26 protein-coding genes and 1 tRNA gene are annotated in these 24,650 nt (G+C 58.6%); 21 read left to right on the top strand and 6 right to left on the bottom strand.

The features are described from left to right. Positions 1-73 precede the first annotated feature (73 nt). The 3 genes from VFW72_RS10880 (at position 74) to VFW72_RS10870 (ending at position 2,952) form a co-directional block, all read left to right on the top strand. Positions 74-637 (top strand): hypothetical protein, encoded by a 564-nt coding sequence (locus VFW72_RS10880; protein ID WP_329674318.1) that lies wholly within the window; start codon positions 74-76, stop codon positions 635-637. 63 nt (positions 638-700) lie between these two features. After that, positions 701-1,708: a D-2-hydroxyacid dehydrogenase family protein gene (locus tag VFW72_RS10875; protein WP_329674317.1), complete on the top strand. Its 1,008-nt coding sequence runs from the start codon at positions 701-703 to the stop codon at positions 1,706-1,708. A gap of 23 nt (positions 1,709-1,731) precedes the next feature. Then, complete coding sequence (locus VFW72_RS10870; RefSeq protein ID WP_329674316.1) at positions 1,732-2,952, top strand: MFS transporter; 1,221 nt, start codon at positions 1,732-1,734, stop codon at positions 2,950-2,952. A 12-nt stretch (positions 2,953-2,964) separates the two neighbouring features. Here VFW72_RS10870 and rlmB read toward each other — a convergent pair whose 3' ends face one another. Beyond that, a complete protein-coding gene (gene rlmB / locus VFW72_RS10865; protein WP_329674315.1) occupies positions 2,965-3,705 on the bottom strand; it encodes a 23S rRNA (guanosine(2251)-2'-O)-methyltransferase RlmB in 741 nt (246 codons plus the stop codon). Between the two features lie 30 nt (positions 3,706-3,735). Continuing rightward, positions 3,736-4,416 carry an ABC transporter ATP-binding protein gene (locus tag VFW72_RS10860; RefSeq protein ID WP_329674314.1) on the bottom strand — a complete coding sequence of 227 codons (681 nt, stop codon included), beginning with the start codon at positions 4,414-4,416 and terminating at the stop codon, positions 3,736-3,738. An 81-nt stretch (positions 4,417-4,497) separates the two neighbouring features. Between VFW72_RS10860 and VFW72_RS10855 the strand changes: the two genes are divergently transcribed. After that, on the top strand, positions 4,498-5,103 hold the full coding sequence (locus VFW72_RS10855) for an arylesterase (RefSeq protein ID WP_414638793.1): 606 nt from the start codon (positions 4,498-4,500) through the stop codon (positions 5,101-5,103). Here the strand turns inward: VFW72_RS10855 and phaR are convergent. Beyond that, positions 5,086-5,691: a polyhydroxyalkanoate synthesis repressor PhaR gene (gene phaR, locus VFW72_RS10850; RefSeq protein ID WP_329674312.1), complete on the bottom strand. Its 606-nt coding sequence runs from the start codon at positions 5,689-5,691 to the stop codon at positions 5,086-5,088. The two genes, VFW72_RS10855 and phaR, sit on opposite strands and share 18 nt — an antisense overlap. 292 nt (positions 5,692-5,983) lie before the next feature. Here phaR and VFW72_RS10845 point away from each other — a divergent pair, with 292 nt between their 5' ends. The 16 genes from VFW72_RS10845 (at position 5,984) to VFW72_RS10770 (ending at position 20,190) form a co-directional block, all read left to right on the top strand. Next, on the top strand, positions 5,984-6,784 hold the full coding sequence (locus VFW72_RS10845; protein WP_329674311.1) for a DUF3800 domain-containing protein: 801 nt from the start codon (positions 5,984-5,986) through the stop codon (positions 6,782-6,784). Positions 6,785-7,018: 234 nt separating this feature from the next. Next, positions 7,019-7,933, top strand: a complete 915-nt coding sequence (locus VFW72_RS10840; protein ID WP_329674310.1) for an EcsC family protein — start codon at positions 7,019-7,021, stop codon at positions 7,931-7,933. Between the two features lie 218 nt (positions 7,934-8,151). After that, positions 8,152-8,697 carry a hypothetical protein gene (locus tag VFW72_RS10835; protein ID WP_329674309.1) on the top strand — a complete coding sequence of 182 codons (546 nt, stop codon included), beginning with the start codon at positions 8,152-8,154 and terminating at the stop codon, positions 8,695-8,697. Positions 8,698-9,023: 326 nt separating this feature from the next. After that, positions 9,024-9,278 (top strand): DUF4282 domain-containing protein, encoded by a 255-nt coding sequence (locus VFW72_RS10830; RefSeq protein ID WP_329674308.1) that lies wholly within the window; start codon positions 9,024-9,026, stop codon positions 9,276-9,278. After that, complete coding sequence (locus VFW72_RS10825; RefSeq protein ID WP_329674307.1) at positions 9,275-9,898, top strand: cold shock and DUF1294 domain-containing protein; 624 nt, start codon at positions 9,275-9,277, stop codon at positions 9,896-9,898. The genes VFW72_RS10830 and VFW72_RS10825 overlap by 4 nt, the downstream gene beginning before the upstream one ends. Before the next feature lie 752 nt (positions 9,899-10,650). Beyond that, a complete protein-coding gene (locus VFW72_RS10820; RefSeq protein WP_329674306.1) occupies positions 10,651-11,151 on the top strand; it encodes a hypothetical protein in 501 nt (166 codons plus the stop codon). Between the two features lie 143 nt (positions 11,152-11,294). Then, positions 11,295-11,693, top strand: a complete 399-nt coding sequence (gene arfB, locus VFW72_RS10815; protein WP_329674305.1) for an alternative ribosome rescue aminoacyl-tRNA hydrolase ArfB — start codon at positions 11,295-11,297, stop codon at positions 11,691-11,693. 169 nt (positions 11,694-11,862) lie between these two features. Continuing rightward, the gene (locus VFW72_RS10810) at positions 11,863-12,579 is read left to right on the top strand and encodes a hypothetical protein (protein WP_329674304.1); all 717 of its coding nucleotides are present in this window, start codon (positions 11,863-11,865) and stop codon (positions 12,577-12,579) included. 28 nt (positions 12,580-12,607) lie between these two features. Further along, a complete protein-coding gene (locus tag VFW72_RS10805) occupies positions 12,608-13,633 on the top strand; it encodes a hypothetical protein (protein ID WP_329674303.1) in 1,026 nt (341 codons plus the stop codon). Continuing rightward, positions 13,618-13,998 (top strand): hypothetical protein, encoded by a 381-nt coding sequence (locus VFW72_RS10800; protein WP_329674302.1) that lies wholly within the window; start codon positions 13,618-13,620, stop codon positions 13,996-13,998. Before VFW72_RS10805 ends, VFW72_RS10800 begins: the two co-directional genes overlap by 16 nt. Positions 13,999-14,128: 130 nt before the next feature. Next, complete coding sequence (locus VFW72_RS10795; protein WP_329674301.1) at positions 14,129-16,330, top strand: response regulator; 2,202 nt, start codon at positions 14,129-14,131, stop codon at positions 16,328-16,330. A gap of 89 nt (positions 16,331-16,419) precedes the next feature. Continuing rightward, positions 16,420-16,674 (top strand): hypothetical protein, encoded by a 255-nt coding sequence (locus VFW72_RS10790; protein WP_329674300.1) that lies wholly within the window; start codon positions 16,420-16,422, stop codon positions 16,672-16,674. A gap of 164 nt (positions 16,675-16,838) precedes the next feature. Continuing rightward, positions 16,839-17,945, top strand: a complete 1,107-nt coding sequence (locus tag VFW72_RS10785; protein WP_329674299.1) for an SDR family oxidoreductase — start codon at positions 16,839-16,841, stop codon at positions 17,943-17,945. Positions 17,946-18,066: 121 nt separating this feature from the next. Continuing rightward, positions 18,067-19,272 carry an exo-alpha-sialidase gene (locus VFW72_RS10780; RefSeq protein WP_329674298.1) on the top strand — a complete coding sequence of 402 codons (1,206 nt, stop codon included), beginning with the start codon at positions 18,067-18,069 and terminating at the stop codon, positions 19,270-19,272. After that, entirely contained in the window at positions 19,269-19,760 is a 492-nt protein-coding gene (locus VFW72_RS10775; protein WP_329674297.1) for a hypothetical protein, read from the top strand. The genes VFW72_RS10780 and VFW72_RS10775 overlap by 4 nt, the downstream gene beginning before the upstream one ends. A 16-nt stretch (positions 19,761-19,776) precedes the next feature. Next, positions 19,777-20,190: a GNAT family N-acetyltransferase gene (locus VFW72_RS10770; protein WP_329674296.1), complete on the top strand. Its 414-nt coding sequence runs from the start codon at positions 19,777-19,779 to the stop codon at positions 20,188-20,190. 179 nt (positions 20,191-20,369) lie between these two features. Here VFW72_RS10770 and VFW72_RS10765 read toward each other — a convergent pair. The 3 genes from VFW72_RS10765 to VFW72_RS10755 all read right to left on the bottom strand — a co-directional run bounded on the left by VFW72_RS10765 (position 20,370) and on the right by VFW72_RS10755 (position 23,771). Next, positions 20,370-20,446 (bottom strand) — tRNA-Val (locus tag VFW72_RS10765). A 52-nt stretch (positions 20,447-20,498) separates the two neighbouring features. Continuing rightward, positions 20,499-22,790, bottom strand: a complete 2,292-nt coding sequence (locus VFW72_RS10760) for a bifunctional (p)ppGpp synthetase/guanosine-3',5'-bis(diphosphate) 3'-pyrophosphohydrolase (RefSeq protein WP_329674295.1) — start codon at positions 22,788-22,790, stop codon at positions 20,499-20,501. A gap of 9 nt (positions 22,791-22,799) precedes the next feature. Beyond that, a complete protein-coding gene (locus tag VFW72_RS10755) occupies positions 22,800-23,771 on the bottom strand; it encodes an alpha/beta hydrolase (protein ID WP_329674294.1) in 972 nt (323 codons plus the stop codon). 93 nt (positions 23,772-23,864) lie between these two features. Here VFW72_RS10755 and VFW72_RS10750 point away from each other — a divergent pair, with 93 nt between their 5' ends. Beyond that, positions 23,865-24,647, top strand: a complete 783-nt coding sequence (locus VFW72_RS10750; protein WP_329674293.1) for a 3-hydroxybutyrate dehydrogenase — start codon at positions 23,865-23,867, stop codon at positions 24,645-24,647. The last annotated feature ends 3 nt before the right edge of the window (positions 24,648-24,650 follow it).

The raw sequence follows: 24,650 nt of genomic DNA, 5'->3' as shown, positions 1-24,650 counted from the left end.
CTTCAGACTTGCCAAAAATTGCCGATCCTTACCCCTGTGAACGCTGCATTCAGGCAGCGGCTGAGAGGGCAAGATGGCATCGTTTTTCTACACCCAGCAAGACTCGCAGGTTGAAGAACCAGCAGCACCCCGCCGGGGGCTGAAGCTGGTCAAAGGCGGTGTTCAACATGTCGCGCAGCCCGGCAACGGTCGCGCCTCTGACCTAGGCGACAGCATCTGGTCCAGCAGCCTGAGCCAACGCCGCGCCGAAGTTCAGCCCCCCACCCTGTTCACCCGTACCCGCCCCGCCTGGAAACACTGGATCGTGGGCGCCTGGCGCTGGCTGTGGGACTTGGACGAGGTTGTTGGCGAAGCCCATGCCGAGCCCCTGCAAGGCATGGACGCGGTGAAAAACGAATTCAACACCGCCATGTGGGATCTGCAATCGGTCCGCGCCAACCAGGTGCGCGACCTGATCAGCCAGGCCCGCTCATTGCGCGAGTTGTGGCACCTGCGTGCCGACGTGTTCCGTGTCGTGGCTCTGCACCGCGGCCAGGCCGAAGCCGAACTGCGCATGGAAGCGCTGGACGCCCACTTCCCCGTGCGCGCCTCGCGTCGCAACGAAGACACGCGCAATACGAAGGTCACAACTTGGTAACGTGTGGCCGTGTGAACGCCGGTTCACCGTAGCACAATGGAGGGCTGAATCGCGTGCAGCCCTATGAACATCATCATCCTGGACGACTACCAAGACGCCGTCCGTAAACTTCAATGCGCATCCAAGCTGGATGGCCTGTCAGCCAAGGTGTTTACCAACACCGTCAAAGGCACAGGCCAGTTGGCCATTCGCTTGCGCGATGCCGAAGCCCTGGTTCTGATCCGCGAGCGCACCCATTTCAATCGTTCCCTGCTGGAAAAGCTGCCCAAGCTCAAGCTGATCTGCCAAACCGGTCGCGTGGGCTCGCACATCGACATTGACGCCTGTACCCAACTGGGCATTGCCGTGGCGCAAGGCGCCGGTTCGCCCATTGCGCCGGCCGAGCTGACCTGGGCCTTGGTCATGGCCGCCATGCGTCGCCTGCCCCAATACATTGGCAACCTCAAGCACGGGGCCTGGCAGCAGGCTGGCTTGAAGTCGCTGTCCATGCCCACCAACTTTGGCGTGGGCATGGTGCTGCATGGCAAAACCCTGGGTATTTGGGGTTACGGCCGCATCGGCAAGCTGGTGGCCGGTTACGGCAAAGCCTTTGGCATGAAGGTGGTGATCTGGGGCAGCGAGTCGTCCAGAAAGCATGCCGTGGCCGATGGCTATGAGGCAGCCGACAGCCGCGAAGCTTTTTTCGAAACCGCCGATGTGCTGAGCCTGCATTTGCGCCTGGTTGACGCCACCCGTGGCCTGATCACCGCCGACGACCTGGCCCGCATGAAGCCCACCGCTTTGCTGGTGAACACCTCGCGCGCTGAGCTGATCGAAGACGGCGCCCTGGTGCACGCGCTGAACCGCGGGCGCCCCGGCATGGCGGCCATCGACGTGTTTGAAAGCGAACCCATCTTGCAGGGCCACCCCCTGCTGCGCCTGGAAAACGCGGTGTGCACGCCGCACATTGGCTACGTGGAACAAGACAACTACGAAGCCTATTTCAGCGAGGCGTTTGACAACCTGCTGGCCTACATTGCCGGCAAGCCCACCAACATCGTCAACCCTGAAGCGCTGCACGTGAAGCGCTGAGTGTGGTGAAGCCCCCTGGCGCCATGAATGCCCCTTTGACGCCGGCCCGCCAAGCCCAAGCCCACACCCTTTGGGCTTTTCTGGTGGGCAACTTCTTCATTGGCTGCGGGGTCATGGTGGTGTCGGGCGGCTTGAACGACCTGGTTCACGACCTGCGCATTTCCATTGCCCAAGGTGGGCATCTCATAGCTGTGGCGGCGGTGATGATGGGCGTGGGCGCCCCCGTGCTGGCCTACCTCGTGTCCAAGCTCGACCGGCGGCAACTGCTGGTGGGCTCTCTGGCCTGGTATGCCGTGGGCCATGGTCTGTGCGCCCTGATGTCTGACTACGCCGCCCTCATTCCCGTGCGGGCGCTGACGGTGCTGGGCGCCGCCGTGTTCACGCCGCAGGCAGCGGCCACGGTGGGCCATATCAGCCCGCCTGAGCACCGCGGGCGCAACATCACCTTCGTGTTCATGGGCTGGTCCATTGCCTCGGTGGTGGGCATGCCTTTGGCTGCGTGGGTCAGCGAACGCCTGGGCTGGCGTACGGCCATGGGCATGGTGGCCTGTGGTTCGGCCCTGGCCGCGTTTTGGTTGATGTGGGGGCTGCCACGCGGCATTCGCACCCCGGCGCTCAGCCTGCGGGCCTGGCAGCGGGTGTTTCGCTCGCCCTTGATGATGGCCGTGGTGCTGGTCACGGCTTGCCAAAGTGCCGGGCAACAAACCGTGCTGGCTTATGCCGCGCCCTACTTCAAGTTTGGCTACGGCGCTTCGCCGGAACAGATCAGCGTCATGTTTGCCTGGTTTGGCGGCTTGGCGCTAACGGGCAACCTGCTGCTGAACCGCTTCATAGACCGCATTGGCGCGGCGCGGGCGGTCACCATCACGCTGTCGCTCATGCTGTTCAGCATGGCCATCTGGCCATTGGCCGTGAACCTGGTGTGGCTGGCGGTGATCATCGTGCCCTGGTCCATCAGTGGCTTTGCCACCAACTCGGGTCAACAAGCGCGGCTGGGGGCTTTGTCGCCCCGCCTGGCGCCGGCCTTGTTGGCGCTCAACACCTCAGGCATTTACCTGGGCCATGCCGCAGGCGCCACGGGCGGCGGTTGGGTGCTGGGTGTGGCCAGCTACCCTTCCCTGCCCTGGTTGGGCATGGTGTGGATGGTGGTGGCCTTGGCGCTCAGTGCCTGGGCCATGAAGCGCCAGCAACACCGCGATGCCCGCCGCCGCGGGCTGGCGCGTACCGTGGTGCCGCGCCGCTGAACCCGCCTGGGTTCAGCCTTGGGTCAAACGCTGGCGGCGTGCCTCGTACAGGCACACGCCACTGGCCACCGACACGTTCAAGCTAGACACCGAACCCAGCATGGGAATGCTGACCAGCTGGTCGCAGTTCTTGCGGGTCAGCTGGCGCATGCCACTGCCTTCGGCGCCCAACACCAAGGCGGTGGGCACTTTCAGGTCGGCTTCGTACAGCGTGCCGGGCGCGTCGTCAGAGGTGCCCACGATCCAGATGTCGCGTTCCTTCAGTTCGCCCAGGGTGCGGGCCAGGTTGGTCACCATGAAGTACGGCATGGTTTCTGCCGCACCGCTGGCCACCTTGGCCACCGTGGCATTGATGCCCACGGCGTGGTCCTTGGGGGCAATCACGGCATGCGCACCGGCGCCATCGGCCACGCGCAGGCAGGCGCCCAGGTTGTGCGGGTCGGTCACGCCATCCAGCACCAGCAGCAATGGCGGCTCGGCCAGTTCGTCAAGCAGGTCATCCAGCGAGCGGGCCTGTTGAATGTGCTCCACACGGGCCACCACGCCCTGGTGGCGGTGCGTGCCGCACAGGGCTTGCAGGCGGTCGTCGTCGCTTTCCACCACACGAATGCCAGCCTCGGCCACTTTGTCGAGGAACTGGCGCATGCGTTGGTCGCGGCGCGACACATCCACATGCAGCTCTTTGATGGACTTAGGCGCCACCTTCAGGCGCACGGTCACGGCGTGGAAGCCGAATAGCAATTTCAAACTCATGCGCGCATCGTAACCGCTGGCGCCGCTCTCTCAGTGGTCGGCCTGCAGGTGCCCGCCATGAATGTGCAGCCGGCGGCCGCAGCGCTGGGCAATTTCCTCGTCGTGGGTGACCAGAATCAGCGTGGTGCCCTTTTCCTGGTTCAGCTTGAACATGAGGTCCATCACGGCCACGCCGGTGTCGTGGTCAAGGCTGCCGGTGGGTTCGTCGGCCATCAGCACATCGGGCTGCACCACAAAGGCCCGCGCCAGCGCCACGCGCTGCTGTTCCCCGCCTGACATGACCACGGGCTTGTGCTGCAGCCGCGCGCCCAGGCCCACACGCTCCAGCATGGCCGTGGCTTTCTTGCGGGCATCGCGGTCGCCACGCAGTTCAAGCGGCAGCATCACGTTTTCCAGCGCGGTCAGGTGGGCAATGAGCTGGAAGTTCTGAAACACAAAGCCCACGTGCTGCGCCCGGTGGGCGGCGCGCTGGTCTTCGGTCATGGTGGCCAGGTTTTTTCCACACATCAGCACGCTGCCAGTGCTGGGCGTGTCCAGCCCGGCCAACAGCGACAGCAAGGTGCTTTTGCCCGAACCCGAAGCCCCCACAATGGCCACCGATTCCCCTTGTCGAACCTGGAACGAGAGTGTGTGCAAAATGGTGAGGACGCCGCTGGAGTCTTGAACAGACTTGCTCAAACCCTGAACGGCCAAAACGGGCGTAACTGACATCCAACCGATTCCTGTAAAAACATGCGCAGTGACTGTAAGCGACTCTTGAGCCGGCTGCTTGCCGCCAGTCTTTTCTGGGTGATGCCGTTTGCCCACGGAAGTTCCCCCACCGGCCTGACCGTGCTGGTGGCCGGCGACAGCCTTTCAGCCGAATACGGCATTGCGCGTGGCCAGGGCTGGGTGCAGCTGGTGCAAGACCAGTTGAAGCAAGACAGCGCCTTCAAGAAAACTCCGGTGAACGTGGTGAACGCCAGCATCAGCGGCGAAACCACCGCCGGTGGCCGCACCCGCCTGCCCGCCCTGCTGGCCCAGCACCAGCCCCAGTTTGTGGTGATTGAACTGGGCGCCAACGATGCCCTGCGTGGGCTGGACATTCGATCTACCCGCGCCAACCTAGAAGCCATGGTTGCCGCTGCCCAAGCCGCCAAAGCCAAGGTGCTGCTGATTGGCATGCAAGTGCCACCCAACTACGGCAAGCGCTACACCGAAGACTTTGCCAAAGCTTTTGCCGACGTGGCCCAGGCCAAGCAAACGCGGCTGATGCCCTTTTTGCTGAAAGACGTGGCCGACCGGCCCGATGCCAAGGAATGGTTCCAGCCCGACGGGCTGCACCCCCTGGCCAAAGCGCACCCCGTGGTGGCGCGCAACGTGATGGCCGAGTTGCGGCCCTTACTTCTTGGGCGTTAAACCGGGTGCCAAGCCAGGCGCCAAACCGGCACTGAGGTTACCCATCAGCGTTTCGGCCTGCTTGCTCATTTGCTGCTGCATTTGGGCAAACATATTTTGGGTTTGCTCCAAATACCCACCCATGAAGTTTTGCATCAATGGGTTTTGCAAATTCATGACCGAGTTTTCGGCCAGGCGGCCCTGCAGGTCAATGAAATTTTGAATGTTCTGGTCCAGATACGTGCCCATCAGACCCTGCATGGTGTGCCCGTAAAAGCGAATGATCTGCGCCAGCGACTGGGTTGAAAACATGGGCACGCCCGCTGTTTCCTCTTCCAGAATGATCTGCAGCAAGATGCTGCGCGTCAGGTCTTCACCTGTTTTCGCGTCTACCACCACAAACTGCTCGCACGCCATGACCATGTTCTTCACATCGGTCAGCGTGATGTAGCTGCTGGTTTTCGTGTCGTACAGCCGGCGGTTGGGGTACTTCTTGATGGCACGCACGCCAACTGGTGTGGGCGCATCGGCCTGCTCGTTGGCGGCCTGGGGTGCGGCTGCCTCGGCGTCTGCGGTTTCAACACGGCGTTTCTTGGGTGACGTTGCCATTACCGGCTCCTGATGGGTTCGCACTGATTGTAGAAGGTGTTAACCCTTGTGACGAAAGCTTTGTGTTGGTTTGGGCGCAACAGATGAGCCCACCGGGGATTAGGGCTTTGGGACAACTTGAGGGCTGGGGCTGGGTGGGGGATTGATTTTGGGGGCTGGGGGGACAGAATGGGGTGATGTTTCTGGGGGAGTTAGGGATCGCGGGGGGGGGGGGCCTAAATGGTTATTGCCATCAGTTTGATCCCTAAATAATATTTACGCTTCCCCTTGAACTCACATTGCTGAAAAACCAATGCGATACATATTCGTAGATGAAGCTGGAACCTCCGCGCATGAACCAGTTACCGTGGTGGTCGGCATCATCGCGGATGCTGACCAGCATGTCCGAGCTGCTGAGAACCTTGTCAGTGAAATACTTCAAGGCGTACCGCTACAGCACAGGAAGCAGTTCACCTTTCATGCCACCAGGGTTTTTGGTGACAAGCGCTATCAATCCGATTGGCTGTTCAATGATCGGCTACACCTTCTTGAATCGATGATGAGTGTTCCCCGCCGAATTGGAATGGCCATTACATTGTCTGCGCGCTGGCGAAACGCGGTTGATCACACAGAGTTAGCGGAGCCGCTACGTTTATCTCAATCCCAGTTTGAGCATGTCATGGCTTTCGGCGAATGTTTGGCTATAGCAGATCGAAACATTCGGAGACACGCACATCCAAACGAAGTTGCGTCAGTCGTGGCCGAAGACATTCCGGAGATGAGAAGGTTTTTAAAGATCGTTCCAAAAATGTATCGAGAAAATCCTTTTCATTGCCGACCAGAGCATTTAAGAGAAACACCTCAAGACAAAGAGGCTGGCTATAGCACTCAACGCGGCGAACTGCGAATTGCAAGAATTCGGAATTCCGTTCATTTCGTTGAAAAATCTGAAGACCCACTAGTTCAAGTGGCTGACGCTTGCGCTTACGGGTTTAGGCGATATTTTGCAGAAGAAAAGTTCGGGGACGTATTTGCCCGAGCCATCCTAGGGCATGAATCACTTCTACGAAACTTCGCTTCTCCTGGAGGAACGGAATGTTGGTGGCCAAACTAAGGCAGGTGCAACCTGTTGGGGTTTGTCTAACTTTTGTGGACACTCGAACCTAATGGAGTTGCCGTGAACTTGCATTACCGCGCATCTATTCACAAGCTTAACTGGGCGGTCAAGCGGACGCCAACATGGGCTATGGCTTCGCCATTATCCTGGCCCATGTTGGTGCCCTTCAGTCGCTGCGCTCCTTACGGCGCAGCTTACCTTGGGCGTTAGCCCTCACAACAAGCATCCGTTATGCCATCACCTTCTCAATATGAGCGTTCCGCCATTCAACAGATCCATTTGTGGAAGAACCCCCGACGGACTTGGCTCGACACTGCTTCCGATGTAATTTCTTGGCCTGTACAAAAAGTTGGCGACGTTGTTGCACAAGTTCCTGGATTCGAAGATGTCGTCGGTAAAGCGACAACCGGAATCATTGGACTACTAAACGATGGTGCGCATTACACCGTCAGAGTGAATGCAGTCCTTGACGACTACAAAATCCTGAACGGGGGCCATACGCCATCGCTCAAGGATATATGCAATCTGGACTTGCATGTTGTTGACAAAGCAATGGGGTGGCTTGATACCAAATACGAGGGACTCGCCCTCGTTGAGGGTGCCGCAGTTGGAGGCTCAGCCGTTATAAATCCCATGGTCGCCTTAGCTGCCATTCCAACCGATCTCGTAGCTCTACTGACATTAAATCTACGGGCTATCGGTGAATACGCTACGTATTGTGGATTCGACATATCGAGCCAAGAGGAGCGCCTGTTCGCACTCAATGTTCTGGCTTATTCATCCAGCTCAACCGATGTTGCCAAGCAGGCAGCACTTGCTCAACTCGTTCGAATTGCCAGGGATGTTGCATCAAAGGCAACGTGGAAACAACTGGAAGAACATTTGTTCGTTCAGGCCATCCAACAAATTGCAAAGGCTCTTGGTATTCGCTTAACTAAGGCAAAGCTTGGCAACGTAATTCCTGCCGCAGGCGCCGTTATCGGCGGGGGGTATAACGCCTACTTCACAGACAAGGTTTGCAAGGCTGCTTTCTATCTATATCGCGAACGCTTCCTGGCAAGGCGCTATGGAGTGGATATTATAGAAATTACTGTACCTCCAGCATCAACGCTAACGCCTGACTTCGAAGAGTCACAACATCCTTAAGCGAGTGATGGCTAACTGGTCGTTCAACGCGGACGCCACGGCAGGCCATGCCTTCGGCATTTTCTGGCATACCGTGGAGCCCTCCGCACTGCGTGCTCCGGCGCCGGTTAACTAGAGCGTCAGGCCTAACACGCAATTGCAGCGCTCTGCGATGGTCTGAAGAACAACCATTCCATATTTACACAGTTATGCTCAACGACCCCGACTTCAAGAAGAACTTGACCGTTAGCATCGTCACCTCCGTTTTAGTGCTGATCTTCATTGAGCCGCTGCTGAAGCTCGTATCGAAAGCACTGATGTGGCTTGGAGAAAACATCTACTCCGGGGTAACAGGCTCCATCTACACAAGTGCAGCATTAGGCCTCAGAGAGATGTATTCGTTCATGGTGCTCATTTTCCTCCTGGCGGCAATGTTAGGGGTAACTACAGGAGCCTTCTATGCACGACACGTCAAACGAGAAGCGCGCAAGCAGCCTTCAGAAGGCCGTTCTTGGACAAAAATACTCTCCATTCTGGCTGTTGCATACGTAATTCCAGCATCCATCTACATAATCTCAAGCAGCTTTATCGTCCTACAGATGAATGCTTCTTTTAATCAACGCATAACCGTACTTTCAGTTGAGGCGACTGATAGAGAAATTAAGGAATTGCGCGCTGCATGGGCCAAGATGGAGAAGAGGGCAGACTATGAACAACTGAATGCTCGTATGTCAAAGCTGGCGACTGGATATCGAATTTCACTACCAAAGGCATTGTGGGACTAGGTCGAAAACTTTGTGTCACAACCGAAATCACACTCGCAGTGTGGATTCAAATTTCAAGTGCAACGCACAAGAAGCAGGTCATGCTGGCCAGAACAATCTTCCACTACGCGCCGCAGCCTAACTGGCGGTTCAACGCGGACGCCAACTCTGGCCATGGCTTCGCCATTTATATGGCCAGTCTTGGTTCCCTCCGCGCTTCGCGCTCCGTCGCCGGTTAACTTTGGCGTTTGGCGCTCGTCACGGCCTACATAGCCTGAGACGCCGCACGCTCTCGATTCGTATCGATAAAGGGTGTCACCATAAATACACACAAACAAAGGAATCCCATGAAAGATTTTCTTCACTTCGAAAACATGCTCACCCCCAAGCTGATCACTCTGGTGTATTGGCTTTTACTCCTTGCCTCTATCGTGGGTGGCGTTGGTTCTATGTTTGGCGGCTTTGAAGGCTTCACCCTTGGGAAATTTTTCCTAGGTATTTTTTATGCAGCTTGCGGAACTCTCGCCGCCAGAATCTGGTGTGAGCTTTTGATTGTGCTTTTCAAAATGAACGAAGCGCTTCAAGACATTCGCCATAAATGAGATTCGACGGCATCATCAAAACCTGGAACGACGATCGCGGTTTCGGTTTCATCGAACCCACCCAAGGCGGCCAGGAAATTTTTGTTCACATCAAGGCATTCAATGGCCTGCGTGGTCGCCCGCAATCAGGTCAGCGAGTCACGTTCGAAGTTGAGCTTGGCCCTCAAGGCAAGAAGCGCGCGACCAAGGTGAGCCTTGTTCAAACCCGCCCCTCGCCTGCCAAAGGCGCTCGCGCCAGCACCCCAGCGCAATGGGGCGGCGCTTCACTGTTCGCCATTCCGGCGTTTCTGGTCGTCTTGCTGGGGGCTCACATCTTGGGTAACCCACCACGGTGGAGCGCTGCGGTTTATCTGGGGGCCAGCATCGTCACCTTCTTTGCTTATGCCATTGACAAGGGCGCGGCCAAATCGGGAGGCTGGCGCACACAGGAAAGCACTTTGCACATGCTGGCTCTGGCTGGCGGGTGGCCCGGTGCACTCGTTGCTCAACAGGTTTTGCGCCACAAGTCGGTCAAGGCTGAATTTCGGGCCGCCTTTTGGGGCACCGTGGTGATCAACGTGGTGGCATTTTTGGTTTTGGCCTCACCCATGGGCAGCGAGGTCAGCAAAGCCTTGAACTGAGCTAATTGAGGTACAAGCGACCTAAAAATGATCGAACAACATCAATCTAGCCAGATTTTTCAGGGGGAAATCAATATCTTTTTGCTGCGGAAGACACCTGTAGCCTCAGCAACTGGCGCGCCGTTAACAGACGGAAGCGGCGGCGAGACAACCGAGCCTGTGTCACCCTCTCGAAGCATGGCCCAAAAGGCGTTTGCTGTAACGTATCTTTTTGGGGGGGGCTGTTCGGACTGATCACCACCCTGCCCAGACTGAACGGCGTGTCGCTTGACCTCATGTCTGCCTTGGCCTGGCTGCTCTTGCTCGCGCAGATTGCTGCGGCCATTTACGGCAGTTGGCAGTTTTGGAACCATCGCCCTTTTGGCGCTCAGTTGCTCTATTGGCTGTCTTGGTCGCTCGGGCCTACTGGTTGGGGTCAACGCCATTGCAGTCATCTTTGTGGCGTTGCTAACCAGGCTCATGCGTGAGGCGGGCATCCCGAAATGGCCATTGATGCTGCCTAAGGCTTGAGCGTTCAACATGGAAATAGTCAGTCGTCTTAACAACCGCCAGCCGCCTGTGGTTGGCTGGCTGGCTGGCCGGCTCCGCAGGCGCTAAAGTAAGAACTGGTTGCCGCAGCTGGTTTTGAGCATCCGCCTCGGCATGCGACATCACAACTTTGGCCGACATGAAGCTCGCCGTGTGTTCAAACTTCTATCCAGTTCACGCGGCGGTGCGCCCCATAGTACCCTTCCACCTAAAAAAGCAAACCGATGAATTTCACGAAATCAATCGTAGCCGCCCTATTGGCATTCTCAATTTCCGGATGCGCCACCTACAAGCCCATCCCTGATGGCTACACCGGACCGACAGCCAGTGTTGCCGACACAGGTCAATCGGAAGATTTTTCGTCGGCCGCAATATTTGCCATCACAGAAATTGACGGCAAAAGTATTCCAGACAGCTTTGGTGCCAGTCGCGCGGCAAGCCGAAATCGTGGCGCGGAGCTTCGCTTAACCCTTATAGATCGCCAAGTTCCCGCGAAAAAAATGAAGGTGAAAATTCGCGGAAGCCATATAACAGGCGCGCCACTTTACGAAATCGTCAATAGAGCAGTCGGTATGTTTTTTGAAGTGGAGGGTGTCGTCGACTTCACCCCCGAGCCCAACGGAAAATACGCTGTTGTTGGGACGCTGTCCAAAGGGCATTCGATCGTCTGGATTGAAGATGCTGTGACGAACAAGCCGGTCACAGAAAAGATATCTAGTAAATAAGCTGACATGCTAGGCAAATTAAAATTTGCCTACGCAACACAGCGCCTTCCCTTCTGGCTTGCAGTCAGTTAAAAGCGGAAGCCATACGGGCTATGGCTTCCGGCATTTTCATGGCCATTGTTCGGTGGCAAGATCAGCACACCATGCCCCACGCCCTCCTCCTCCGCGAAGTTGAATTCAGCGCCATTCGCTCGCAAGGCCCGGGCGGGCAGAACGTCAACAAGGTGTCTAGCGCCGTGCATTTGCGCTTTGACATTCGCCGTTCGTCGCTGCCGCAGGCGGTGAAAGACAAGCTGCTGCAGTGGGACGACCAGCGCATCACCAAAGACGGGGTGGTGGTGATCAAGGCGCAAACGTCGCGCAGCCGCGACCAGAACAAGGCCGAAGCGTTGGCGCGACTGGAAGAGCTCATTGCCGCCGCCACGTTCGAGCACCCTCCCCGGCGCGCAACCAAGCCCACGTATGCCTCCAAGCAGCGGCGTTTGGAGGGCAAGTCGCTTCGATCGAGTATCAAGTCGGGGCGTGGCAAGGTTTTTGCGTGAGGTTGACCCAGGTCACGTGCGGCTGTTGATTAAATACTTGAACTAAGTCACGATCTGACTGACCGGTTGTTTTGGTTTCCCGAACGTCAAACCGGAGGGGTGGTCTTCTCTCCTGCTTGCGTATGTGTTTCGCCCGGCTCTTGCAGTCGAATGGCACAGAGGCTCAATAATGAAGACCACCACACCACAGCAGGTGCCCAGGGGGGATCTTGAGAGGTATGCCGTTTTTCTTTTCGGCATCGTGTTTCTCATATCCATTTTGGTATTGGTTGTTGCCATTCCTAAGCCCACGCCGGCCCAGTTCTTTGCGTTTCGCTTGACATTGGCTTTGGCCGCTTCGGGCATTGGCGCACTGATTCCGGGCTTGATACACCTTCAACAGACGCTGCCGCACCAAGGCATGATTCGGTTTGGTGGTGCGATTGGGTTGTTCGCCACGATTTGGTTCACCAACCCAGCTAAGTTTGCGATCGATGGCATTGCCCCCCCGCCGATTGAAGACGCACGTAAGTACATAGAGCGCTTTTTGTCGACCAGTGACCACGGCAATTCGCGAGATGCCTACGCCATGTTTTCGGACAAGGAGCAGGCGACCATCCCATTCGATTCGTACACCCAGTTGCTGCAGAACGTCAGGGCTCCGCTGAAAGAACGAAGCGCTGGTCCATATCTGTGGAACAGCAGCAATCCCGATGAAATACCTGGCCGCAAAGGGCCATTTGTATTTCATGCGTACCAATCAAGGTTCAAAGGCAAACCAGGTGTGTGGGTTGAGGTGGCAGGCGCCATAGCGGAAAACGGGGAATGGAAGATGCACACGTACACCATTCAGCCCTGTATGCCGCCCATTTGCATGCCGCTTGATGCCTTGGCCGGTAACTATTGAGATTAACGTTCAGACCTTGGGGGGATCTATGTTTGGCACGAATGGTGTGCGTGGCGCTCGCTTGGCCAAAGCGCTGCTTATTGCTCTCTTTGCCGCCGTGGTTTCAGGCTGTGGAGGAGACCCCAATCCGAAGCCAGTCCCGGTTCCGCAGCCCTTACCGAGCCCGTCGCCGCAATCTACAGCCCCGGAGGTTCGCCTGGCGCGGCAACTGGCTGTTAACCCAGTCACACGAACCACTGAAATCACCCCGGTTTCCTACCCTGTCAACGAGCCTGCCGCGCTATTCCAGACTGATTTGAATTTGACGAGGATGCTGTACGCGAACGTGATTCCTGATCGGTACAGCGCCACCCTTTCTCGGTTGGCGTCTCGAACCCAAATCAATGGCCTGAATGCCCAGGTGGTCAACGACTTGGCGTGCTCACCCGTGCCATTTGGTGGGGGCATAGCCGGCGCAGACGCTGTTTATTTGGACGGCAAACTGCTCGACCTGATGGCCGATATTGCGAATGGGCTGGCCATGAAAGCGTCTGGTAGGTTGTCGGCAAGCCTGTCTCAAATCGTGGACACGGCTGCGGCGCAGCAGCTTAGCTTTGCGAACTTTTGCGTGCCAAGCGCGCCACTTGCCTTCCCAGATGCCATGCTCACTCCGGCTGAACTAGATCGGTCTGTTGAGATTTTTACCCAGCTTGCCGGGGGCATTTTGTTCCACGAATTTGGGCATGTGTGGGCTCGACATACTTTGCTTCAACTGAGAGATTCGATCATCAACCCACAAGGCGGTTTCTTTGCCTACACAAGCGCCACTGAAGACAACGCCGACGTGATTTCCGGGGTACTGAGCGCCAAGGCCAACCACGAATCGACCTACCCCAAGATGATGATTGACCTGATGACCTTCGCCTATTTTTACCGCCGCTCGCCGGGGGCGGTATTTTTCGATCAAGCACTGACTTGGCAGGCGCAGCTTCAGCAAATGGAGCCAAAGCATTCGTCTTCGGCTCAGCGCAAGATGTTGATCGACTTGGGGTTTAGCGGATGGGCAAGAAAGTAGTGGCAGCAGTGGCGCTGGTTGGCGTCATTGCCCTCTCCTATCTGTCCTTCAAGTGGTGGCCCCATAGCGGCGTGTTTTCCACCGCCCGGTTTGACCAAACCCAGTGGCTCGCCAAGGTGCCAGACCAGCTCGATAGCACTTGCTACCGGGGCAACATGGCCTACGACATTCGCGACCGGGTCTTGCGCAGCGGCATGGCCGCGCAAGAGGTGCTCGACCTTTTAGGCCGCCCTGATTTCCATTCGCCCACCGAGTTTCGCTACGTGCTGGGCATGTGCAGCGGCTTAGGGTTTGACTACGACGACCTGCACGTGTTCTTCAACCCGCAAGGCCGGGTGGAGCGGGTGTCGGTGATTCAGCACTAGGTGTTAACGCAAGATTGACCCAATTCCCAAGAGTCCATATATTGCTCGTAAGGTTTAACTTACAAGCCGATGCCTGAGTGCTTGGGAGATTCGTCTTCAGGGGCATGACTTCGGAGGGCGGAGATCGGAGATGAGTGTGGGGGCGTTTCGCTGGCTGCTGGGGCTGCTGCTGGGTTTGACAGTTGTCGGGCTGCTCGGCTTGCAGTGGGGCAGCCTTTCCCTGGCTATCTGGTTTGACAACCTGCACTGGACGACCAGCTTTCTGGCGTGCGCCGTGTTGGCCTACCAGGGCTATCGGCAAGAATGGGAAGCAGGCCTGCGGCATACCCGCCGTTGGTTACTGGCGGGCGCCACGGCCTTGTTCCTGGGCCAAGCCATTTGGGACGGGCTTGCCGCGTTGAACTGGACGCCAGTGCCCAACCCATCAGACCCGTTTTTCCTGGCCACTGGCCCGCTGATGTGCGTGGGCTTGTGGCGCCTGGGCAAGCGGCGTTTGCCGAAAACCGACTGGCGTTCGACCAAGTTGGATGCCGCAGCACTGGTAACCGCCGGCACCGCCCTGACCCTGGCCCTGTTTCTACCCAAGCAGGGAGACAGCGGCCTGGCCCAGGTGTTGACCCTGGCGGCCTACCCGTTCAGCCTGATGCTGCCAACCGGCCTGGGTTTGGTTCTGGCGCTGAAGCTGCGGGCGCCCTTTGGTTGGCGCGCATGGCTACTGCCTTGTTGCACGGCTGCCCTGATGGTGACCTGGGGCGTGTGGAACCTGCAATTGCTGACCAACACCCATGTAGACGGCGGCTGGCCCAACGTGTCGTTTTCCGTGCTGGCGTGGGCCTTGGGCCTGGCGGCTTACGGATATAGGCTGGACACGGTAGACAACCCACGCTGGGATCGGCTTTGCGAGGGCACCTTGCGCATGCTGCCCCTGTTGCTGGTGGTGATGGCCGCGGTGGGGGTGCTGCTGACCACCTCTTTGAGCCACATTCGGCATTCCACCCGTTTGAGCGTGCAACTGGGCAGCGTGCTGGTGGTGGGCTTGGCTTTTGTGCGCCAGGCCTTGCTGCTTCAAGAACGCGATCGGCTCATTTTGGTGGAACGCATGTTGCGCCAGCGCGAAGCCGAGCTGGAAAGCCGCGTCATGGAACGCACCCGCGCACTCGACGAGGCCAGAAAAGCCGCCGAAGCGGCCAACGAAGCCAAGTCTGATTTTCTGGCCAACATGAGCCACGAAATCAGAACGCCGTTGAATGCGGTGCTGGGCTTTGCCCAGGTGGCAGCCATGAGCACGAAAGACCCTGCCCAGCAGCAGTTCATGGACAAGATTCAGATGGCTGGCAAGCAGTTGCTTCGCTTGATCAATGACATTCTGGATATGTCGAAAATCGAGGCGCACAAGCTGAACCTGGAGCACATTCGCTTTGATTTGGCCTCGGTTCTGCACTCGGTAGAGCAGCAAAGCCTTGATCAAGCCCGCCAGAAGGGGCTGACCATGGTGTTTGACACGGATGCCAGTGCCAACCTGCCTTTGATGGGGGACCCGCTTCGCCTGGGCCAGATCGTGTCCAACTATGTGAGCAATGCCATCAAGTTCACAGCGCAGGGCCGCGTCGAAGTTCGGCTGCGTATGGTGTCTGAAAGCCAGCAGTACGCCGAGGTGCGAGTCGATGTGCTTGACACTGGCCCTGGCATACCGGCTGAGGCGCTGGGGCGCATGTTCAACGCATTCGAGCAGGCCGACAACTCCACCACGCGGCGCTTTGGCGGCACGGGCCTGGGCTTGGCCATTTGCAAAAACCTGGCCTCGCTGATGGGGGGCACTGTGGGTGCCAGCAGCGTGTTGGGCCAAGGCAGCCAGTTCTGGTTCACTGTGAGGCTGGAAAAAGCCCTGCGCTTGGTGGCAACGGCACCCGCCGAGCCGCGCGGGGGCAGCTTGGCCCTGCAACTGCAAGGCATGCGAATTCTGCTGGCCGAAGACAACGCGCTGAACCAAATGCTGGCCACCAGCATTCTGGAGCAGCAAGGCTGCACGGTACGGGTAGCCGCCAACGGGCTAGATGCCATTGAATTGCTGCGAACCGAGCCTTTTGATTGCGTGCTGATGGACATGCAAATGCCCAAGATGGACGGCCTGACCGCCGCCCGCCAGATTCGAAGCGAAGGGATTCAGCCTGGCATTCCCATCATTGCCATGACAGCCAACGTGATGCAGACCGACCAGCAGGCGTGTCATGACGCTGGCATGAACGACTTTGTGAGCAAACCCTTTGAAGTGAAGCAGCTGGTGCTCACCCTGGAAAAATGGGCTCCCAAGCGCAGTAACACGGCGAGGTGATTCGCCTGAGCGAGGTCAACGCACGGCTTGCCTCAAGTTGCCCCGAGTGCCTGACGAAATCACGTCTTCAGGGACTTGGATTGGCAAACATGAGAAGAGTATCTTTCGTCATTTGGCTGTACGTGATGGCCATGGCTTCGCTGGTGGCGGCCATTGCCGGCAAGTCAATTGGCTGGCTGGTAGGCAGCGTGATCATTTTTGCAGTGGCCAGACTAGGCCGCCGCAAACTGAGCCACGAGCTGGAAAACGGCCGCCAAGGCGCGTCGGGCCGCTTCATGATTTGGGCCTTTGCGCTGTTGATAGGCGGCATGTTCGTGTTGTACAAGCTGCAAACAGCGGGTTAAGTGAACTTGCACCCTGCTCTGCATCGCACAGTCAATGCATTGCGCGATGGTGGGTAAGCACCTTTTGCACCCCTCGGTTTCCATAGGTAACCCTTAACAAATGACGCCATGCCATTAGAGTGTGGCGTCATTTTTGTTTTGCATAACGAGCAGTTGGAGGTTGCATGTCTACAGTGTTTGTCACCGGGTCAACGGGGTTTCTGGGAAGCCATTTCCTGATCAATTTCATTGGCACACGATTCGAGCGGGCCTTTGTGCTGATTCGTGGCGCCAGCGATGAAATTCGCCGCAACAAGTTGTTGAGCGCACTGAAGCTCGCGGGTGAGTCATACCGCGAAATGCCCAACCTCGACGCGCTGCTGAGCCGTGTCACCATTGTGGAAGGCGACATTTCGCAGGAAAACTTTGGCGTGAGCGAACCGGTAATGACCGCCTTGCGCGCAGCCAAGATTGACCAGTTCTGGCATTTCGCCGCTTCGCTGAACTACGAAGAGCACCGCCGCGAAATGATCAAGGCGACCAATATTGATGGTGCCAAGTTTGCTGCCAACTTCTGCAAGGCCGCCGGCATTGGCCGCTTCGTGCACATTTCCACCGCCTACACCTGTGGCTTGGGCAATGGCCCGGTGCCGGAAGCCCTGCACTCGTTGGAAACGCCGTTTTCCAACTACTACGAAGAGAGCAAGTGCAATGCCGAGCATGCCCTGGTGGAAGCCTGCCAAGCCAATGGCATGCCGCTGACCATCTTCCGGCCCTCGATGGTGATTGGCAACTCGCAAACCAAGAGCCCAGGCGGCAGCGACACAGCCTTGTATGGCTTCATGCGCGAGGTGCGCCGCCTGAAAGGCGCCCTGCGTGGCATGACCGACACCGTTCGCGTGCTGGGCATGCCCGATGGTGAGGTGAACTTCGTGCCGGTTGATCAGCTGATGATCGACATTGGCCTGGTGCTGGACCAGGGGCTGGCCGACGGCGAGATCTACCACCTGTCGTCTGACTTCTGCCCACGCACCGAGCGCTCGTTTGGCATGATCTGCGAACAACTGGGCATGGAAAACCTGAAGCTGGTGCGTCGCAGCGAAGACACCGCCCTGAACAAGCTAGAGCGCGTGCTGGAAGACAAGCTGTCGTTCTATGCCAGCTACATCAATTCGCGCAAGCAGTTCGAACGCAAGATTCCGCGCTCGCACGGCGTGACCGAAGAAGAGTTCCTGGCCTATGTGGCCGAGGGCATGAAGCACCTGCCAGCAGAAGACACTACCGCGCACTGACACCAGCGCCCATGCGGGGTTTGATGGCCAACAAACTTCCGTGCTGTTGCCGCCCCCTTGCCGGGGTGGCGACGCTTAAACCAACGCCATAATCATCGGGTTCCAATACCCCGGGGTCCGCATGCGCACCTTGATTCAGGCAGGTTTGTATTCTTTTGCTGGGTTGGCATTTGCCCTGTTGGCTGGCCCCGCTTGGGCCGATGCGCCTGCTGGCGGTATGCACGCGCAACACGCCCGCCCGCAGTTGGGTAGCTCAGCCATTTTCAGCCCCACCGGACAGTTGCTGGTGGCCGCGAAAGATGGCGACCATGTGGTGCTGTACCGCAGCGCCGACGAGGGGCAAACCTGGGCTGAGCCCATCAAAGTGAACACGCAGGCGGAAGCCATTTCTGCCGATGGACAGAACCGCCCCAAAATTGCGTTGGCCACAGACGGCAGTGCGCTGATTTCATGGACTCAGCCATTGCCCAAGCCCTATACGGGCGCCGTGCGCATGGCCCGAGCCGCTGATGGCGAACACTTTGCTGCGCCCTTTACCGTTCACAGCGACAAGGCTGAGATCACGCACCGTTTCGAGTCGATGCTGGCCTTGCCTGGCAACAAGGTGGTGGTGGCCTGGATTGATAAGCGCGAGGCCGAGGCAGCCAAAGCACGCAGGTCGGCCTATCGTGGCGCGGGCATTTATGCGGCCCTGTCGTCCGATGGCGGACAAACCTTTGGCCGCGAATACAAGCTGGCCGACCATTCGTGTGAATGCTGTCGGTTGGCTTCTGCCGTTGACCGCGATGGATCTGCATTGTTCCTGTGGCGCCATGTGTTTGAGCCCAATGAGCGTGACCACGCGCTGGCGAAGCTCGGTGCCGATGGTCAGTTGCGAACCCTTCAACGTGCCACCTTTGATGGCTGGAAGCTGGATGGCTGCCCACACCACGGGCCAGGTCTGACAGTTGACCAGCGCGGGGTGAAGCACGCGGTGTGGTTCAACCAGAAAGACGGCCAGGCCAATGTGTTTTATGGCCGTTTGGTGGACGCCGGCAAGGCGCTGCGGGTAGAGGGCCAACGTGCCGTGGGCGGTGCCCGCGCAGCGCATGCCGATGTATTGGCCGCAGGCAACAAGCTGGCGGTGATCTGGACCGAGTTCAATGGCGAGGCCACGCGCTTGCTGGGCATGGTGTCCACAGATGGCGGGCGGAACTTTGGCGCCACGGTGGAGTTAGACACCTCAGCCGGCGCAGTAAGCACGCCTAGCCTGATTGCCAAGGGCGATGCCCTGTTTGCCTTCTGGCGCACCGAGCGCGAAGGCTTTCGTGTAAGGCCGCTGCCATGAACAAGCGCCAATGGTTGACCTTGGGGGTGGCATCTGCCGCCATGACCTTGGTGGGAGGTGGTGCCGCGCAAGCGGCAGCGTCTGCCCCGGAATTGCTGCCACTGGATAAGGCGCACGCCAGCCAGCTGTTGAACGCGGCCCAGTACAAGCGCCCAACCTTGGTGGTGCTGTGGTCGTCAGACTGTGGGCACTGCAAGCGCAACCTGCAGTGGCTGCACCAGCGTTGGCAGCAAGGCGCACAGCCAGACTTGATCACGGTGGCAGTTGAGCCTGACCAAGGCGGTTTGGCCGGCATGCTGGGACGTTACGCCCTGCCCGGCCGCCACTATGTGTACGGCCCGGCCTTACCGGAAGCTTTGTCTTATGCGCTTGACCCGAACTGGGCAGGCGAGCTGCCGCGCAGCTATGTGTTCAACGGCCAAGGCAAGCGAACTGCGGTGTCTGGCGTGTTGAATGACAAGGTTCTGAAGGCAGCCCTGGCCCCCTGATGTTTTTCGCAGCACCATGACCCCGATTTTTGAACTGACCGACAAGCAGGTCGAACAATTACATGGCCTGTACCAATTTGCATGGTGGGCCCGCCACCGCACGCTGGATGAAACCCGTCGTTGCGCCCAGGGCTCAACCATGTGCTTTGGCTTTGTCGACGAGCAACACAACCTGGTTGCGTTCACCCGTGTGTTGACCGACTACACCTTCAAGGCCTTGATGTTTGATGTGATCGTGCACCCAGATCACCAAGACAAGGGCCTGGGCCACAAGCTGGTGACGCTGGTGAAGGAAGACACGCGGCTGAAAGACGTGCACCACATAGAGTTGTACTGCCTGCCTGAACTGCAGAAGTTTTATGCGCAGTTCGGCTTCACAACCGATGTGGGCAACATGGCACTGATGCGCTTGAATAGAACAGCGGTTTAGCCTGGAGCCGAACGGCCCCCAAAAAGACGCTGCAAAAGAAAAAGCCGCCTTGTGGGCGGCTTTCCTTTTTTGATGGTCGCCAAGGTCAGGCGACCGATTCAAGGGGTAGCCTTCAATTATAGCGCGACAGAAAACGAAAAAGCCGGTAAGTCTTTCAACTTACCGGCTTCCTACCAATTTGGTAGGCGCGAGAGGACTCGAACCTCCGACCCCCACCATGTCAAGGTGGTGCTCTAACCAGCTGAGCTACGCGCCTGGAAGACCATTAATGTAGCATGAATTTCGACTTTGTCAAAGTCATCAGCCAGTCACCTGCGCTTTGCGCGAGAAACGCCGTTAATTTGCAACACCTTTCCCAGCACGCCTTTGAGCTTGCTGGTGTCGTCGGTTTGCACCGTCAAGGTGATGGTGGTGCGGTCGCGTTGGGTTTGGCTGTGCATGGCCAGCACATGGGTCTTGCCTTGTGCGAAAACGTCGCACACATCACGCAGCAGACCCGGGCGGTCGTGTCCTTCAACCATGACATCAACGGCATAGTTTGACTTGCCATCGCCCGCCTGCTTGCCCCAGGTCACCGGAATGACTCGTTCAGGCTGCGTGGTGGCCATTTGCTTGAAGTTGCTGCAGTCAACGCGGTGCACGGCCACGCCCTTGCCTCGTGTCACGAAGCCGCCAATGTCATCTGGAGGCGCGGGCTTGCAGCAGCGCGCAAGCTGGGTGAGCAGCGAATCCATGCCCACCACCAGAATGCCGCGGCTGTTACCCACCGCATCGGTCGAGCCTTTGAGCAGCTTTTGGGCGATGAACTGGTCAGGGTCGGGTGCAGGCTCGGCCGGGCGCAACAGTTGTTCGATGTTGCGTAGCGAGTATTCGTCTTTGCCCACCACTTCGAACAGGGCATCGGCGGTTTTGAAGCCGAGGTTTTCTGCGAGGTCGTCGAGTTTGGTGGCGGTTTTGCCTTCGCGTTGGAGGAGCTTTTCAACCGCTTCACGCCCGCGAGCGATGGTGGCCTGCTGTGCCAGGGCGTTGAACCAGGCACGCACTTTGGCGCGAGCGCGTTGGCTCTTGAGGTAACCCAGTTCGGGGTTAAGCCAGTCCAGCGAGGGGCCACCTTCTTTGACGGAGATGATCTCGATGGTCTGCCCGCTTTGCAGTTCAGTGTTCAAGGGCACCATGGCGCCATCGACCTTGGCACCGCGGCAGCGATGGCCCAGGTTGGTGTGCAGTGTGTAGGCGAAGTCCACCGGCGAGGCGCCGCTTGGCAGGTCGATGATTTCTCCGCCCGGTGTGAACACGTAAATGCGGTCGTCAAACAAGCCTTTGTTCGAGGTGCCACCTTGGGCTTCGTCTGCGGCTGCCAGGTCGCGTTCCCAGGCCAGCAGTTGGCGCAACACGGTTTGGCGGGCCTCGGCCACGCGGCGCTCGAAGTCACCCGCTGCCAGTGCCGCTCCGCCATAGCCCTTTTTGCCTGCTTCTTTGTAGGCCCAGTGGGCCGCCACGCCGCTGTCGGCATGCTCGTGCATGGCGTGGGTGCGAATCTGGATTTCAATGGGGCGGCCAGCTTCGTCAAGCACCACGGTGTGCAGGCTTTGGTAGCCATTGGCCTTGGGGCGGGCAATGTAGTCGTCAAACTCTTCTGGCAAGGGCTTCCAGAGTTCATGCGCACGGCTCAAGGCGGCGTAGCAGGCGGGTACGTCGTCCACAATGACGCGCAGGGCCTGAATGTCGAAGATGCGTTCGATGGGCAGGTTCTTGCCCTGCATCTTCTTCCAGATGCTGTAGAGGTGCTTGGGCCTGCCCTGCACTTCCGCCTTCAAGCCCATGGCTTGCAACGCAGCGGCCAGTTCCTGGCGCACTTGCTCCACGTGGCGCTCACGCTCCAGGCGCTTGTCTTGCAGCGACTTGGCGATGGTCTTGTAGACATCAGGCATGAGGAAGCGGAAGGACAGGTCTTCCATTTCCCATTTGATTTGCCAGATGCCCAGGCGGTTGGCCAGCGGCGCAAACACCTGCAAGGACTCGCGAGCCAATGCCTTGGGGCATGGCAGCTTGCTGTTGGCGTAGTAGCGCAAGGTGGTCATGCGCGAGGCCAGACGCAGCAGCACCACGCGCAGGTCGCGCGAGAACGCCAGCAGCATTTTGCGAATGCGCTCGATTTGCTCGGCGTTCAAAGGGCCTTCGGCTTCGTCGCCCAAAGCGTCGCGCGCGCTGCGCTGAACGCGAACCAGCTTGAGCGTATGCATGACGAGGGTGGCCGCTTCGGCACCGAAGCTGCGGCTGATGACCTCTTCCGGGTGGTTGAGGTATTCGGCCGCGTAAACCAGATAGGCCGCGGCCTGCAATGAGGGCGAGGCCCCCATGTTCTGCAAGGTCAGGGCCACGCCATCGGCATGCGTGAGGGCATCTTCGCCGGTATCGAATGTCTGCGAATACAGCAGGGGCTCAGCAAAGGCGCGTGCCTTGCTGCGAACTTGATCGCTCGCTGGCGCACCGTTCTCGTCGCGCGGAGCGCCCCAATCTGCCAGGTCGACGATGGTGGCGTGGGTGCCCGCGGCCCCCTGCGGCGACATGGTCTGTGGCAGATGTTGTCCAGTTTTCATGAGCTCAACTCATGCGGTCAGGAATTGGCGAATGGGCTCGATTTGCGATTCGGTGATCAGGGTGGGCGCATGGCCCACGCCGTCGAACTCGACCAGGCGGGCCTTGGGGCCGCGCTCGGTCATGCCCTTGGCGGTGTCAGCGTCCAACAGATCAGAGTTCTTGCCGCGCAAGAGCAGCACCTCACAGGTCAAGGCTTCATAAACCTGCCACAGCGCCGCCTCGCCTGATGTGGCGCTTTCAGCCGTCATGGACTTGAACGGCGTGGCGATGCTGGGGTCGTAGTGAAGGACGAGGCCTTGCCCATCTGGGGCGGGCTTGAGCAAAGGTCGCGACAAGGCCAGCCATTGCTCAGGCGTGTGCGGGCCAAAGCCGGTGGAGATGCTCCACAGGTAATCAGCCGCTTGTTGCTCGTTGTCGAAGCGCAAGGGCTGGCCCAGGTATTCGCCAATGCGGGTCAGCGCCTCGATGCGCAGGCGCGGCCCCACGTCGTTGAGCACGAACTTGCGAATGCGTGCGCCAGAAACCTGAGGAGGCAGGCTGGAGAAGCCCAGGCCAATGAGGCCGCCCATGGAGGTGCCGACCCAATCGATGGTCAGGGGCTCTGGGGCTTGCGCACCCTGGGAAACTTGTCCTCCTGGCTGCCCACCTTGCACTTGCGCTCGCAACTGTTGCATCAGCGCCACCATGTCGCCCACATAAGTGAAGACTTGATAGCCCGCCGGGTCTGCCAACCAGTCAGATTGGCCACGGCCCACCACATCAGGGCAGATGACCTGGTAGTGCTCGGACAGTTGGCGAGCCAGGGTGTCGAAGTCTCGGCCCTGGCGGCTCAGCCCGTGCACGCAGAGCAAGATGCGTGGGTTGCGCTCGTCGCCCCACTGCCAGTAGGCCATGCGGTGCGTGTTCGGATCAGACTTGCTGCCGCCTGGGCAGGTCACATACTTCAGAACGGGCTGGGCGTGGGCTTCAATTGCGGGCATGGTTTCTGTTTGATTCGAACGGCTCTAGGCGGGCCATAAGCAGATAATGGGGCATCTCACATTGTGATTGTTCTTGCCGACAGGAGGCCCCGAATGTTGAATGGAAAAACAGCGCTGGTTACCGGATCAACCAGCGGGATCGGTCTGGGTATTGCCGAAAAGCTGGCTGCTCAAGGTGCGAATGTCATTTTGAACGGGTTTGGCGACGTCGAAGCCCCCAAAGCCAGTGTGTTGGCTGCGGGCAAAGCCCACGGCATCAAGGTGGGCTACCACGGGGCCGACATGAGCAAGCCCGCCGAGATCGAAGCCATGATGGCCTACGCCCAAGCCGAGTTTGGCGGCGTTGACATTCTGGTCAACAACGCGGGCATTCAGTTCGTGGCGCCTGTGGAAGAGTTTCCCGTTGAAAAGTGGGACTCGATCATTGCGATCAACCTGAGTTCAGCCTTCCACACCATGCGCCTGGCTGTGCCGCACATGCGCGCCAAGAACTGGGGGCGAATCATCAATCTGGCTTCGGCCCATGGTCTGGTGGCTTCGGCCGGGAAGTCGGCCTATGTGGCTGCCAAGCACGGGTTGGTGGGTTTGACCAAAGCTGCTGCCTTGGAAACCGCCACCACCGGCGTGACCGTGAATGCCATTTGCCCAGGCTGGGTGCTGACCCCACTGGTGCAAAAGCAGATCGATGCGCGTGCAGAAAAAGAAGGCATCACCCAAGACCAAGCCCGCGTGGGCCTGCTGGGTGAAAAGCAACCTTCCCTGCAGTTTGTGACGCCAGCCCAGTTGGGTGATCTGGCGGTGTTCCTGTGCTCGCCGGGCGGCGACAACGTGCGCGGTGCTGCCTGGAACATGGACGGCGGCTGGTTGGCCCAGTAACAC

This window comes from Aquabacterium sp., from assembly GCF_036273115.1.
Taxonomy (GTDB): Bacteria; Pseudomonadota; Gammaproteobacteria; order Burkholderiales; family Burkholderiaceae_C; genus Aquabacterium.
This window is presented reverse-complemented; position numbering and strand designations above follow the sequence as displayed.

Coding starts and splice junctions, on each gene's coding strand:
- VFW72_RS10810 (WP_329674304.1), top strand. CDS start 11,863: ATGAAGACCACCACACCACAGCAGGTGCCCAGGGGGGATCTTGAGAGG.
- VFW72_RS10800 (WP_329674302.1), top strand. CDS start 13,618: ATGGGCAAGAAAGTAGTGGCAGCAGTGGCGCTGGTTGGCGTCATTGCC.
- VFW72_RS10775 (WP_329674297.1), top strand. CDS start 19,269: ATGAACAAGCGCCAATGGTTGACCTTGGGGGTGGCATCTGCCGCCATG.
- arfB (WP_329674305.1), top strand. CDS start 11,295: ATGCCCCACGCCCTCCTCCTCCGCGAAGTTGAATTCAGCGCCATTCGC.
- VFW72_RS10855 (WP_414638793.1), top strand. CDS start 4,498: ATGCCGTTTGCCCACGGAAGTTCCCCCACCGGCCTGACCGTGCTGGTG.
- VFW72_RS10825 (WP_329674307.1), top strand. CDS start 9,275: ATGAGATTCGACGGCATCATCAAAACCTGGAACGACGATCGCGGTTTC.
- VFW72_RS10770 (WP_329674296.1), top strand. CDS start 19,777: ATGACCCCGATTTTTGAACTGACCGACAAGCAGGTCGAACAATTACAT.
- VFW72_RS10880 (WP_329674318.1), top strand. CDS start 74: ATGGCATCGTTTTTCTACACCCAGCAAGACTCGCAGGTTGAAGAACCA.
- VFW72_RS10755 (WP_329674294.1), bottom strand. CDS start 23,771: ATGCCCGCAATTGAAGCCCACGCCCAGCCCGTTCTGAAGTATGTGACC.
- phaR (WP_329674312.1), bottom strand. CDS start 5,691: ATGGCAACGTCACCCAAGAAACGCCGTGTTGAAACCGCAGACGCCGAG.
- VFW72_RS10840 (WP_329674310.1), top strand. CDS start 7,019: ATGCCATCACCTTCTCAATATGAGCGTTCCGCCATTCAACAGATCCAT.
- VFW72_RS10860 (WP_329674314.1), bottom strand. CDS start 4,416: ATGTCAGTTACGCCCGTTTTGGCCGTTCAGGGTTTGAGCAAGTCTGTT.
- VFW72_RS10785 (WP_329674299.1), top strand. CDS start 16,839: ATGTCTACAGTGTTTGTCACCGGGTCAACGGGGTTTCTGGGAAGCCAT.
- VFW72_RS10845 (WP_329674311.1), top strand. CDS start 5,984: ATGCGATACATATTCGTAGATGAAGCTGGAACCTCCGCGCATGAACCA.
- VFW72_RS10870 (WP_329674316.1), top strand. CDS start 1,732: ATGAATGCCCCTTTGACGCCGGCCCGCCAAGCCCAAGCCCACACCCTT.
- VFW72_RS10760 (WP_329674295.1), bottom strand. CDS start 22,790: ATGAAAACTGGACAACATCTGCCACAGACCATGTCGCCGCAGGGGGCC.
- VFW72_RS10820 (WP_329674306.1), top strand. CDS start 10,651: ATGAATTTCACGAAATCAATCGTAGCCGCCCTATTGGCATTCTCAATT.
- VFW72_RS10750 (WP_329674293.1), top strand. CDS start 23,865: ATGTTGAATGGAAAAACAGCGCTGGTTACCGGATCAACCAGCGGGATC.
- VFW72_RS10795 (WP_329674301.1), top strand. CDS start 14,129: ATGAGTGTGGGGGCGTTTCGCTGGCTGCTGGGGCTGCTGCTGGGTTTG.
- VFW72_RS10790 (WP_329674300.1), top strand. CDS start 16,420: ATGAGAAGAGTATCTTTCGTCATTTGGCTGTACGTGATGGCCATGGCT.
- VFW72_RS10875 (WP_329674317.1), top strand. CDS start 701: ATGAACATCATCATCCTGGACGACTACCAAGACGCCGTCCGTAAACTT.
- VFW72_RS10780 (WP_329674298.1), top strand. CDS start 18,067: ATGCGCACCTTGATTCAGGCAGGTTTGTATTCTTTTGCTGGGTTGGCA.
- VFW72_RS10830 (WP_329674308.1), top strand. CDS start 9,024: ATGAAAGATTTTCTTCACTTCGAAAACATGCTCACCCCCAAGCTGATC.
- VFW72_RS10805 (WP_329674303.1), top strand. CDS start 12,608: ATGTTTGGCACGAATGGTGTGCGTGGCGCTCGCTTGGCCAAAGCGCTG.
- rlmB (WP_329674315.1), bottom strand. CDS start 3,705: ATGAGTTTGAAATTGCTATTCGGCTTCCACGCCGTGACCGTGCGCCTG.